Here is a 12,317-nt window from a genome sequence, read left to right as displayed (position 1 = left end):
ATGCAACAGCTGAGGCTGCGGCTCCGCGGACCCCACCCGCGGATCCCCGCAGGCTCCTGGCATGCAATGAGCAAGCGAGGCGGGGATGAAGCTTCTGAAGGTCCTGGCACTCGGATCGATCCTCCTGACGACGGTCATGTCCGGTCCGCTGGTCGCCGAGGACACCGAGGTCCTGCAACTGCGGCGCACGTTCCGTCACCTCACCCTCGAGGATGGACTGAGCCAGAGTTCGGTCAACTGCATCCTGCAGGACCGCCATGGCTTCGTGTGGCTGGGCACCCAGGACGGCCTCAACCGCTACGACGGCCACGACTTCAAGGTCTGGAAGACCGATGCCGACGATCCCCTGACCCTCTCCGACGCCTACGTGACCTGCCTGGCCGAGGATCACGACGGGCACCTCTGGGTGGGCTCCGAGTCCTCGGGTTTCGCGCGCTTCGACCGCGCGGCCTGGCGCTTCGACTTCCTCTGCACCGGCCCCGCGCGCGCCGCCGGCGAGACGGGCGTCAATTACGAGGTGCTCGATCTGGTCATCGACCCGATGGACAGGGTCTGGGTGGCCACGCGCCAGCACGGTCTCCTGCGGCACGACCCGGACTCCGGCGAACAATGGGTCTGGCGGCATCAGGAGGCCGGTTTGCCCTCCGACGAGGTGACGGCTCTGCTGCTGGACGGCCAGGGCGGCATCCTGGTCGGCACGGCTGCGGGCCTCGCGCGGATCGGCCTCGCGGGCACGACGGTCGAGACCTATCGCCTGACCGAGAGGGTCGAGACCCTGCTCGCCAGCGGCGACGGCGAGGTCCTCATCGGCACGACCACCGGATTGCAGCGCTTCGACCTGGCGCAACGGATGGTGACGGCGAGCCTGGTGCCGCCATTGCTGGGCGAGGGTGGGATCCAGAGCCTCGTTCGCGACGAGAAGGGGCGGCTCTGGCTCGGCGGCGACAACTCTCCGCTCCAGTGCTACGACCCCGAGTCCGGGCAATGGGTCGAGTTCACAGCCGACCTCGCCACGCCCACGGCTCTGCAGAGCGATAAGATCCAGGCCTTGTTGGTGGATCTGGCCGGGGTGATCTGGGTCGGCCACGATCTGGGCACGAGCCTCCATGACACGCATTCCAAGCAGTTCTATCACTTCAGCCACGTTCCCGGCGACCCCGGCAGCCTCAGCGACAACACCGTCTGGGCGCTGCACGAGGACCGCGAGGGGATGGTCTGGATCGCCACCAACAACGGGCTCAACCACTTCGACCCGCACGATGGGACGCTGGTCCGCTTCCCCACCGACGCCCGCGACGATCGTTGCCCCAGCAGCCCTGCCTTCACGGTGATCCAGGAGGATCGCCAGGGTCAGCTCTGGCTGGGCTATGCCCATGGAGCGCTCAACAGGTACGATCCCGCGACCGGCCGCTTCCACCGATATGCAGCCGACCCCTCCGGCCTCACCGGACCGCCATGCCTGCGGGTCTACAGCATCGAGGAGGGGGTCGACGGGACGCTCTGGATGGCCACCTGGGACGGCGTCCAGAGCTATGATCCGGCCAGCGGACACTTCACGCTCCACTCGGCGCAGCCCGGCCCCTTCGACCTCGGAGGCAACAGCTGCAAGACGCTGCTGGTGGAGAACGGCGGCGTGCTCTGGGTGGGAACCTGGGGGGCTGGCCTGCTGCGCATCGACCCGCGCACCGGGGACCGTCGCCACTACCGGCACGACCCCGCCGATCATCGCACCATCTCCAGCGACACCATCATGACGCTGCTGCGCGACCAGCGCGGGCGCATCTGGATCGGGTCGGGCTCGGGGATCAGCATCCTCGATCCCGAGACCGGAGAATGCCGTCGCTTCACCGAGAAGGACGGCCTGCCCAACAACACCATCTACGCGCTCTGCGCCGATGCCGGGGGCGACATCTGGGCCAGCACCAACTTCGGCCTGATCCGCCTGGATCCCACGACCCTCGACTTCGAGCACTACCAGGCCAAGGACGGCTGCCAGAGCAACGAGTTCAACATGAACGCCTGCTCCTTCGGGGCGAGCGGCCGCATGTACTTCGGCGGCATCAACGGGTTCAACGTCTTCCGCCCCGACGAGATCGAGGCCAACGCTTACGTGCCGCCGGTGGTGATCACTGATTTCCAGATCAACAACCGTTCGGTGGAGGTAGGCGAACTCAACCGCGGTCGGCTCTTGCTGGACCAGCCGATCCACCTGGCCGACCATCTCGAGCTGGATTTCCGCGACCACGTGATCTCCTTCGCCTTCACCGCGCTGCACTACGCCGCGCCCAAGAAGAACCGCTACACCTACATGCTCGAGGGCTTCGACAGCGACTGGACCGAGGCCAGCGAGCGGACCCACGCCACCTACACCAACCTGCCCGCGGGCAAGTACACCTTCCGGGTCCGCGGCTCGAACAGCGACGGGGTGTGGAACGAGGAGGGGGCGCGCATCTCGCTGGTGGTGTCGCCGCCGTTCTGGCGCACGCCCTGGTTCCTGACGCTGTGCGCGCTGGTGGGCCTGACCGCGATCAACGGCATCATCCGCTACCGTACCCGCCTGATGAAGGTGCGCACCCAGGATCTGGAGAAGCGCGTGGCGCGGCGAACCGGCGACCTCACCCGCGCCAATCATTTCCTGCAGCAGGAGATCACCGAGCGGCGGCGGGTGGAGGAGGCGCTACGCGTGGCCAAGGAGGAGGCCGAGCAGGCCACCCGGGCCAAGAGCGAGTTCCTGGCCAACATGAGCCACGAGATCCGCACGCCCATGAACGGCGTGCTGGGCATGACCTCGGTGCTGCTCGAGGGCGAGCTGTCCGCCGAGCACCGCGAGCACCTGGAGGTGGTCTACGCCAGCGCCCGCAACCTGCTCAGCATCATCAACGACATCCTCGATTTCTCCAAGATCGAGGCGGGCAAGCTCGAGCTCGAGGCCATCGACTTCGACCTGCGCAGCCTGGTCGAGGAGGTGGGCGAGATGCTCGGCCCGCGCGCGGGCAAGAAGGGGCTCAGCTTCCTGCTGCGCGTGGATCACGACGTGCCGGCGAGCCTGTGCGGCGATCCGGGCCGCGTCCGCCAGATCCTGGTCAACCTGGTCAACAACGCCGTCAAGTTCACCGAGTCCGGCCGCGTGGAGGTGCGGGTGACGTGCCGCGAGCCCGCAGGTGACGCGGCGGCCCTGCGCTTCGAGGTCATCGACAGCGGTGTCGGCATTCCCACCGATCGCATGGATTGCCTGTTCGAGTCGTTCTCGCAGGTCGACGCATCCACCACCCGCAAGTACGGGGGCACCGGGCTGGGGCTGGCGATCTGCAAGCAGCTGGTCGACCTCATGGGCGGCGAGATCGGTGTCGACAGCGAGCTGGGACGGGGTGCGACCTTCTGGTACGAATTGACCTTCCCGCGGGGCGATACGACGGTGTCGCTGCAGCCTTTGGACCTGCCGGTGCTGGTGATCATGCCCGATCCGGCCATCCGCCAGATCGCCGTGGAGAACCTGCGCTATCTCGGCTGCGAGGTGGTGGCGCCAGAGGTGTCGGGCGATCCCGGACAGGTCGCCCTGACCGCCCTGGGCGCCGGCGCCGCCAGCCGGGTGGTGCTGGCCGGCACCTGGAACCAGGATCCCCAGATCCGTTCGCTGCCGGCGACGCTGCAGGCCGAGCTGGGTGCGGCCACGCCGCCGTGCCTGGCCGTGTTCTGCCTGGGCGAATCGCTCGATGGCGAGGAACTGGTCCAGGCCGGCTTTGACGGCTGGGTGACGCGGCCGTTGCGTCATCGCAAGCTGCGCGAGGCCTTGCTGGCGCTGGACGCCGGCGAACGGACCATGACGGCGTTGCCGACCGCTGCCGACCTCACCAACCCCGACACGCCGCCCGGACAGGCCCTCCGGACCAGGGCGGGCGCCAATGAGGTCGCCGATCCGGACACGCTGCCGCTGCTCCTCGCCGAGGACAACCCGGTCAACCAGAAGGTGGCGAGCATCCTGTTGCGCAAGCTGGGCTACCGGGTGGAGGTGGTCGACAACGGCGCCGAGGCGCTGGACGCCCTGTCCCGGCAGCGTTTCGCGCTGGTGTTCATGGACGTGCAGATGCCCGTGATGGACGGCTACGAGGCGGTCCGTCGGATCAGGGCCGGCGAGGATGGCGTGCTCGAGCCCGACGTGGCGATCATCGCCCTGACCGCGCACGCCATGAAAGGCGATCGCCAGCGCTGTCTCGATGCGGGCATGGACGATTATCTCGCCAAACCCATCGACCAGAAGTCCCTGGTGAGCCTGCTCGAGAAGTATGTGGGAGCGCCGACTGCCGTCTGACACTGCGACTTGCTGATATCCTCGTTCATGGGTATTCATTCCTCCGCAAAAGGTCAAACCTCTAGCTGCGGAGAATCCTCTTGAGAAATCTTACCCTCCTTCTGCTGGCCGGCGCGCTGATCGCCCTGGCCGGTTGCGGTGGCAACCAGGATGTCGCACCTGTCCTCAAGTTCACCGCCATCCCCGACCAGAACACCACCGAGCTGCAGGCCAAGTTCGCTCCCATGGCGAAGCATCTCGCCGAGGTCCTGCAGGTTCCGGTGGAGTACGTCCCGGCGCGCGATTACCAGGCCTCGGTGGAGATGTTCCGCAACGGCGACGTCCATCTGGCCTGGTTCGGCGGCCTGACCGGCGTGCAGGCACGCAACGCCGTGCCCGGTGCCCGGGCCATCGCCCAGGGCAAGGCCGATCCGCAGTACTATTCGTACTTCATCGCCCACGAGAGCACCGGTCTGGAGCGCGGCGACGAGTTTCCCCACGCCATCAAGGACCTCAGCTTCACGTTCGGTTCGGAGAGCAGCACCAGCGGCCGGCTCATGCCCGAGTTCTATATCCGTCTGAACTCGGGCCAGGGCCCCGCCGAGTTCTTCAGCCAGCCCTTCGGCTTCTCGGGCAGCCACGACAAGACGGTCGAGCTGGTGGAATCGGGCCGTTACCAGGCCGGCGTGGTCAACTACAAGGTTTACGAGAAGCGCGTGGCCAACGGGAGCACCGATCCCGAGAAGGTCCGCATCGTCTGGAAGACCCCGTACTACGCCGACTACAATTTCACCGCCCATCCCGCGCTGGAGACGATGTTCGGCGCCGGATTCACCGACCGGTTGCAGGCGGCGCTCGTCGGCATCGAGGATCGGGCGCTCTTGTCGGCGTTGCCGCGCGAGGCGTTGATCCCGGCCACGAACGAGGAGTTCGCCGGCATCGAGGCCGTGGCGCGTGATCTCGACATGCTCCGCTGACGTGAGCGGCGGCTTCCGTCTCGCCAATGTCACCGTGCGCTTCGGCGCCGGCGTGGCCCTGGATTCGGTCACCCTGGACATCGAGCCCGGCACCGCCGTGGCGCTCGTGGGTCCCAGCGGTGCGGGCAAGACCACCTTGCTGCGGTTGCTCAACGGGAGCCAGCGCGCCACGTCCGGCCGGGTCCTGGCCGATGGTCGGGATCTGGCCGAGCTCGGTCCGGCCGAACTGAGGCGCCTGCGTGCGGGCATCGGGGTCGTACACCAGGATCTGCGCCTGGTCCCCAACCTGCGCGTGGTCCAGAACGTGCTGGCTGGCGGGTTCGGTCGTCAGGGGTTCTGGGCCGCGGCCCGCGCCATGGCCCGCCCCCCTCGTGCCGATCTCGAGCGGGCCCATCGCCTCCTCGCCCGTGTGGGCGTGGGCGAGAAGCTCTACCACCGGGCCGACCGCCTCTCCGGCGGCCAGCAGCAGCGCGTGGCCATCGCCCGGGCGCTCTATCAGCGACCGCGCGTGCTCCTGGCCGACGAACCCGTGGCCAGCGTCGATCCCGCCCGCGCCCGCGACACCGTGGGCCTCCTGGTCGATCTCGCGCGCGAGCGCGGCCTGACCCTGGTGATGAGCCTCCATGACCTCGAACTCGCCCGCGCCTTCTTCCCGCGCCTGGTGGGCCTGCGCGACGGACGGATCGGCCTCGATGGCGCGCCGGGGGCCATCGATCCCTCGTCGTTCCAGACGTTGTACCGGCTGAACCGCCCGGAGGATGACCATGGCGTCACCTGACCGGGCCTCGCCGGTCCGCGGGCTCGGACCGTTGAACACACGGGTCGCGATGCTGCTGTTGCTCGCGGTCGCCGGAATCTGGGCCATCTGGACCCTGGACCTCGACCCGCGGCGCCTCTGGCCCGATCGCGAGGGCTGGCGGCTCACCGCTGAATTCTTCGGCCACGCGCTGCGACCCGCGCTCGGGCACGAAGGGGTCGACCTGCCATCCGGAACGCCGCCGCTGATCCTGACCGCCCTGCGCGCCGCCTGGCGCACGGTGGCCTTCGCCGCCGCGGCCATGCTCCCCTCGCTCCTGCTGGGCGTTCTGCTGGGCTTCGGCGCCGCCACGGCCTGGTGGTCGGGCGACACCCGCCGCGCCCGGATCGCCGCGCCCTTCAGCGCCGCCTGCCGACTCGTGGCCGTGCTGCTGCGTTCGATCCACGAACTGCTGTGGGCGGTGCTCTTCCTGGCGGTGTTCGGAGTCACGCCCCTGGCGGCGGTGGCCGCCCTGACCCTGCCTTACGCCGGCACCCTGGCCAAGGTCTTCGCCGAGATGATCGACGAGGCGCCGCGCCCGGCCGCGCTGGCGCTGCAGCAGGCCGGCGCCACCGCAGCGCAGGTCTTCACCTTCGGCCTCTTGCCCCGCGCCCTGCCCGACATGACGGCCTACGCGCTCTATCGGTTCGAGTGCGCGCTGCGGTCGGCGGCGGTCCTCGGTTTCTTCGGCTTTCCCACCCTCGGCTATCACCTGGCAGCGAGCTTCGAGAACCTCTACTACGGCGAGGTCTGGACCTATCTCTACGTGCTGCTGATCCTGGTGGTCACGGTGGACTGGTGGAGCGGCGCGGTGCGCAGGAGGCTGGTGGGATGACGACCGTCGACCGGCTCCGCCGCCAGCGTCCCCGCAGCCCGTTCCTGCGGCTGAGCGCCTGGACCGCCGTCCTGATCGTCGCCGGCAGCTGGCTCGCGGGCGGCTTCCTCGCCGATCCGGGCTGGACCGACCGCCGCGCGGCCAACCTGCAGCGCTTCCTCGGCGAGATCGTGCCCTACCCGCTGCAGGAGTCCGGTTGGACCTGGACGGGCGCCGCCCACTGGGCCAGCCAGCTCTGGCACGATCATCTGGGTGCGGCGACCGCCGCCACCCTCGCCATCAGCGTGGCCGCCATCCTGCTCGCCGGCCTGCTGGGCGCGGTCCTGGCGCCCTGGGCCACGCGCAGCTTCGCCCGCCCCGACCCCTTCCTGCCCGAACCCCGGCCCATCGGCCGCCTGCGTCGTGCCGCGTGGACCACGCTGGTGATCGTGGTGCGCGCCCTGCTGACCCTGCTGCGTTCGATCCCCGAGTACGTCTGGGCCTTCCTGCTGCTCGGCCTCTGCGGCCCCTCGGCGCTGCCGCTGGTAATGGCGCTGGCGCTGCACAACGCGGGCATCCTGGGCAAGCTGAACGCCGACATGATCGAGAACCTCGAGCAGCCGACCCTGCGCGCGCTACGGGGCCTCGGTGCCAGCCGGCCCCAGATCTTCCTGGCCGGCATCCTGCCGCTCTCGCTCAACCGTACGCTGCTCTACCTGTTCTACCGCTGGGAGACCTGCGTGCGCGAGGCCACCGTCCTCGGCATGCTCGGCCTGCTCTCGCTGGGCTTCTGGATCCAGGATGCCCGGGCGCGCAACCACTACGACGAGATGGTGCTCGCCATGGCGGCCGGCGCGCTGCTGGTGGTGGTGGGCGACCTGGTCTCGGCGCTGGCCCGCGAGGTGGTCAGGCGCAGCTGAGCGCGCTATGCTGTCGGGAGCCGCCACCGAGAGGAACCAGCCTTGACCGTCCATCCCGACCGTGTCCGCTCGCTGCGCACCGGCGACCTCGCGCCCGGTCCGGTGCTTTACTGGATGCGGCGCGACCAGCGGGTCGGCGACAACTGGGCGCTGCTCCATGCCCAGGAATGGGCCCTGGCCCATGATCGCTCGCTGGCCGTGGTCTTCTGCCTCATGCCCGAGTTCCTCGGCGCCACCGGCCGCCACTATGATTTCATGCTCGGCGGGCTCCGGCAGGTGGCCACCGACCTCGCCGCACTGAACATCCCCTTCGTCCTCTTGCGCGGCGATCCCGTCACCGAGGTGCCGGCCTTCGCGGAGCGCTGCGGCGCCGGCGGCCTGGTCACCGATTTCAATCCCCTGCGTGTGAGCCGGGCCGGCGAAACCGCGGTGGCCGAGCGGATCTCCGTGCCCCTGCACCTGGTCGACACGCACAACGTGGTGCCGGTGTGGCGGACCAGCGACAAGCAGGAATATGCCGCGCGGACCATCCGTCCCAAGCTGCAGCGCTTGCTGGCCGAGTTCCTGGAGGAGATCCCGGCGCTCCGGTCGCATCCCCATGCCTGGTCGGGCGACGTACCCGCGCCGGACTGGTCGCATCGGGTTCCGGATGTGGGGCCGCCGTGCGACTGGTGCGCCCCCGGGGAGTCCGCGGCTCACGCCGCGCTGGAGCGGTTCGTCGCGACCCGGCTCACTGGCTACGACCAGGCGCGCAACGATCCCACCGTGGCCGGCCAGTCCGACCTCTCCCCATACCTGCACTTCGGCCAGCTCGCACCCCAGCGCGCCGCCCTGGCCACGGCCGGCAAACCCGGCGCCGACGTCTTCCTCGAGGAGTTGATCGTCCGTCGCGAGCTGTCCGACAACTTCTGCCACCACAATCCCGACTACGACCGTTACGAGGGGCTGCCCGCCTGGGCCCGCCGCACCCTCGAGGACCACGTCGACGATCCGCGCGACCACCTCTACGATCTGGCCGAGTTCGCCGCCGCTACCACCGCCGATCCGCTGTGGAACGCCGCGCAGACCGAACTGCTGGTCCGCGGCAAGATGCACGGCTACCTGCGCATGTACTGGGCCAAGAAGATCCTGGAGTGGACGCGCGATCCGGGCGAGGCGCTGGACGTGGCCATCACGCTCAACGACCGCTACAGCCTCGACGGTCGCGATCCCAACGGGTACGTCGGCTGCGCCTGGTCCATCGGCGGGCTGCACGATCGGCCCTGGGTCGAACGGCCCGTGTTCGGGAAGGTGCGCTACATGAACTTCAACGGCTGCAAGCGCAAGTTCCGGGTCGACCGATACATCGACGCCATGGCGCGCCTGCGGCGAAAGGCCGAGGCATGACGGTGCACGTCCTCGCGCAACGCCAGAAGGTGGCCGCGCCGCTCGGCGAGGTCTTCGCCTTCTTCGCGCGACCCGAGAACCTGGCCGCGATCACCCCGCCCAGCATGGGTTTCGAGATCCTCACGCCGTCGCCCATCGCCATGAAGGAGGGCGCGCTCATCGACTACGTGGTGCGCGTGAATGGCCTACCCCTGCGCTGGCGCACGCTGATCACCAGCTTCGAGCCGCCCCACAAGTTCGTCGACGAGCAGATCCTCGGACCCTACTCTTTCTGGCACCACACCCACACCTTCGCCGCCACGACCGCCGGCGGCACCGAGCTGGGCGACACCGTCCGCTACGCGCTGCCGCTGGGGCCGCTGGGCGATCTGATCCACGCGCTGGCGGTCCGCCGCCAGCTCGCGGGCATCTTCGATCATCGCCGCCGGGTGGTGGCGCAACGGTTCGGTCAACCCGAGGAGACGAAATGAGCGACAAGATCCTCGTCGGTGTGAGCACCTGCCTGCTGGGGGAGAAGGTGCGCTGGGACGCCGGCCACAAGCACGACCGCTACCTCACCGACATCCTCGGCGGCTACTTCGAGTTCGTGCCGGTATGCCCCGAGGCCGAGGTCGGCATGGGCATCCCGCGCGAGCCGGTCCATCTCGAGGGCGACCCCGAGGCACCGGACATGGTCGGCAACAAGACCGCCACCGACTGGACCGAGCGGATGAATCGCTGGTCGCGTCGCAAGCTCAAGGAGCTGGTGCCCCTGGGGCTGTCTGGCTACGTGCTGAAACGGGGCTCGCCGAGCTGCGGCATGGAGCGGGTGCCGGTCAAGGGCGGCAAGGGTGGCATGCCGCGCAAGGTGGGTGTGGGGCTTTTCGCAGCGGAGCTCATGCGCCGGTTGCCGCTTTTGCCGGTGGAGGAGGAGGGGCGTCTGAACGACCCTGGCCTGCGCGAGAACTTCATCGTCCGCGTCTTCGCCTACCACCGCGCCCAGGAGCTGTTCGCGGGGCGGTTCAAGCGGGGCGAGATCGTGGCGTTCCACGCCCGGCAGAAGTACCTGCTCATGGCGCACAGTCCCCAGCACTACAAGGAGCTGGGCCAGCTGGTGGCCCAGGTCAAGGACTACACGCCGGCCGAGTTCCGCGAACGCTACCTGGCGGGCTTCATGGCGGCGCTGCAGGTCCGGGCCACGACCCGCAAGAATGTGAATGTCCTGCAGCACCTGCTGGGCTACCTGAAGCAGTCGCTCGGCCAGCCCGAGAAGGAGGACATCCTCGCGGTCATCGACGCCTATCGGCAGGGCCAGGTGCCGCTCATCGTGCCGTTGACCCTGCTCAACCACCACCTGAAGATCCAGGGCGTGTCCTACCTGCTGGATCAGGTCTATCTCCAGCCCGCGCCGGCCGAGCTGGCGCTGCGCAACCACGTGTGAGCCCGCCGCTGCCTGAAGACTGGCGTCAGGGTCGGTCCATACCGTATCCTGACGCTACCCCTGTGCCACACCCTGATCCCGCGAGGTTGCTCATGCCCCGCTTCCTGCTGACGCTCTGTCTCGTGTTCGTCGTGGCCACCGGCGCGGTGGCCGAGCCCCGTCTGCTCTCGCTCGCCGGCCCCGACCTGGCCGCGCTCGCCACCGAGGACCAGATTCGCCTCGCCGCGGGAGGCCCCGAGCGCTTCGCCTGGCCTGCCGATCTGAGTGTGGCCCCCGCCGATACGGATCACTGGGACCGCCTGCCGGACGGCGGGCACCGCTGGCAGCTGCGGGTCGAGGCTCCGGGCTCGCTGAGCCTCAACTTCGGGTTCGAGCGCTTCCGTCTGCCCTGGGGCGCCCGACTCGTGCTCCGTGGCAGCCATGGCGACGAGATCGTCTTCACCGCCGCCCACAACCGCCCCGACGGTCAGCTCTGGACGCCGGTGGTGCTCGGCGACAGCGCGCTCCTCTCGCTCGAGTTGCCCGCCGGGCATCGCGACGATTTCGACCTCGCCGTGATGCGCGTGGGCCGCGGTTACCGCGGCTTCGGCGAGGCCGTGCTCAAGCAGGGCGACTGCAACATCGACGTGATCTGCCCCGAGGGAGACCCGTGGCGGCGCGAGATCCGTTCGGTGGGCGTCTACACCCTCGACGGGACCTGGAAGTGCACCGGTGCCCTGATCAACAATACGGCCCAGGACGAAACGCCCTACTTCCTGACCGCCAACCACTGCGACGTCGACGCCGAGAACGCGGCCTCGGTCACCATCTACTGGAACTACGAAAGTCCGGTCTGCGGCGATCTCAGCGGTGGCAGCCGCGACGACTGGCAGTCCGGGACGATCTGGCGCGCGGGCCACGTGCCCAGCGATTTCACGCTGCTCGAGCTGAGCGCGGCGCCCGACACGAGCTGGCATCTGACCTACGCCGGTTGGGACTGGTCGGGACAGTCGGTGGCGCGCTCGGTCTGCGTCCATCACCCCAGCACCGACGAGAAGGCCATCAGCTTCGACGACGACCCGCTGACGGTGACCTCGTACATCGGCTACGACTCTCCGGGCAACGGCACGCACTGGCGAGTGGGCGCCTGGGACCTGGGCACCACCGAGGGAGGCTCCAGCGGCAGCCCGCTCTTCGACCCCGCCCACCGCATCGTGGGCCAGCTCCACGGCGGCTACGCCTCGTGCAGCAATCCCGATGCTAGCGACTGGTACGGCCGCCTGTCCGTCTCCTGGAACGGCGGCGGCACGCCCGAGACCCAGCTGGCTGCGTGGCTCGATCCGACGCAGTCCGGCGCCCTCGCCCTCGACACGTTCGATCCCCGCAACCCCGGCATGCCACCGGTGGAGCCCGAGCCCGGGGATCTGACCTCGCTGCGGGTGTATCCCAATCCCAGCGCGGACCTCACCACGACCATCGCCTTCCGGCTCGAACGCCAGGCCGCCGTGACGCTGCGGATCTACGACCTGCGCGGCCGGCTCATCGACCGCCTCGATACCGGGGTGCTGGCCCCCGGCGACAACGTGGTCGGCTTCGGGGACTCGAGCGTGCCGGCAGGCACCTACATCTGTCGGCTGGAGGCGCTGGGGGAGGCGCGGACCTTCAAGTTCACCATGCTGCGCTGATCGCGCCGCCCCCAGACCATGGCGGGGGACCACCGGACACCAGCGGAACGGA

Annotated in this window: 9 protein-coding genes; all 9 read left to right on the top strand. The window is 69.1% G+C overall.

Annotation, left to right across the window (positions count from 1 at the left end; all coding sequences use genetic code 11):
• Positions 1–85 precede the first annotated feature (85 nt).
• Positions 86–4,309: a hybrid sensor histidine kinase/response regulator gene (locus IFSED24_RS07970; protein ID WP_491334687.1), complete on the top strand. Its 4,224-nt coding sequence runs from the start codon at positions 86–88 to the stop codon at positions 4,307–4,309.
• An 80-nt stretch (positions 4,310–4,389) separates the two neighbouring features.
• Positions 4,390–5,265: a putative selenate ABC transporter substrate-binding protein gene (locus IFSED24_RS07965; protein WP_491334686.1), complete on the top strand. Its 876-nt coding sequence runs from the start codon at positions 4,390–4,392 to the stop codon at positions 5,263–5,265.
• Positions 5,243–6,043 carry a phosphonate ABC transporter ATP-binding protein gene (locus IFSED24_RS07960; RefSeq protein WP_491334685.1) on the top strand — a complete coding sequence of 267 codons (801 nt, stop codon included), beginning with the start codon at positions 5,243–5,245 and terminating at the stop codon, positions 6,041–6,043. The genes IFSED24_RS07965 and IFSED24_RS07960 overlap by 23 nt, the downstream gene beginning before the upstream one ends.
• The gene (locus tag IFSED24_RS07955; RefSeq protein ID WP_491334684.1) at positions 6,030–6,896 is read left to right on the top strand and encodes a PhnE/PtxC family ABC transporter permease; all 867 of its coding nucleotides are present in this window, start codon (positions 6,030–6,032) and stop codon (positions 6,894–6,896) included. The genes IFSED24_RS07960 and IFSED24_RS07955 overlap by 14 nt, the downstream gene beginning before the upstream one ends.
• Positions 6,893–7,795 (top strand): PhnE/PtxC family ABC transporter permease, encoded by a 903-nt coding sequence (locus IFSED24_RS07950; RefSeq protein WP_491334683.1) that lies wholly within the window; start codon positions 6,893–6,895, stop codon positions 7,793–7,795. The genes IFSED24_RS07955 and IFSED24_RS07950 overlap by 4 nt, the downstream gene beginning before the upstream one ends.
• Positions 7,796–7,837: 42 nt before the next feature.
• Positions 7,838–9,181 (top strand): deoxyribodipyrimidine photo-lyase, encoded by a 1,344-nt coding sequence (locus IFSED24_RS07945; protein WP_491334682.1) that lies wholly within the window; start codon positions 7,838–7,840, stop codon positions 9,179–9,181.
• On the top strand, positions 9,178–9,651 hold the full coding sequence (locus tag IFSED24_RS07940) for an SRPBCC family protein (protein ID WP_491334681.1): 474 nt from the start codon (positions 9,178–9,180) through the stop codon (positions 9,649–9,651). The genes IFSED24_RS07945 and IFSED24_RS07940 overlap by 4 nt, the downstream gene beginning before the upstream one ends.
• Positions 9,648–10,601 carry a YbgA family protein gene (locus IFSED24_RS07935; protein WP_491334680.1) on the top strand — a complete coding sequence of 318 codons (954 nt, stop codon included), beginning with the start codon at positions 9,648–9,650 and terminating at the stop codon, positions 10,599–10,601. Before IFSED24_RS07940 ends, IFSED24_RS07935 begins: the two co-directional genes overlap by 4 nt.
• A gap of 92 nt (positions 10,602–10,693) precedes the next feature.
• A complete protein-coding gene (locus IFSED24_RS07930; protein WP_491334679.1) occupies positions 10,694–12,265 on the top strand; it encodes a T9SS type A sorting domain-containing protein in 1,572 nt (523 codons plus the stop codon).
• The last annotated feature ends 52 nt before the right edge of the window (positions 12,266–12,317 follow it).

It is taken from the genome of Candidatus Latescibacter sp. IFSED24, assembly GCF_058273205.1.
The sequence above is the reverse complement of the archived record's forward strand: the minus strand, read 5'-3'. Positions and strand labels throughout refer to the sequence as shown.

Coding starts and splice junctions, on each gene's coding strand:
- IFSED24_RS07930 (WP_491334679.1), top strand. CDS start 10,694: ATGCCCCGCTTCCTGCTGACGCTCTGTCTCGTGTTCGTCGTGGCCACC.
- IFSED24_RS07940 (WP_491334681.1), top strand. CDS start 9,178: ATGACGGTGCACGTCCTCGCGCAACGCCAGAAGGTGGCCGCGCCGCTC.
- IFSED24_RS07970 (WP_491334687.1), top strand. CDS start 86: ATGAAGCTTCTGAAGGTCCTGGCACTCGGATCGATCCTCCTGACGACG.
- IFSED24_RS07955 (WP_491334684.1), top strand. CDS start 6,030: ATGGCGTCACCTGACCGGGCCTCGCCGGTCCGCGGGCTCGGACCGTTG.
- IFSED24_RS07950 (WP_491334683.1), top strand. CDS start 6,893: ATGACGACCGTCGACCGGCTCCGCCGCCAGCGTCCCCGCAGCCCGTTC.
- IFSED24_RS07935 (WP_491334680.1), top strand. CDS start 9,648: ATGAGCGACAAGATCCTCGTCGGTGTGAGCACCTGCCTGCTGGGGGAG.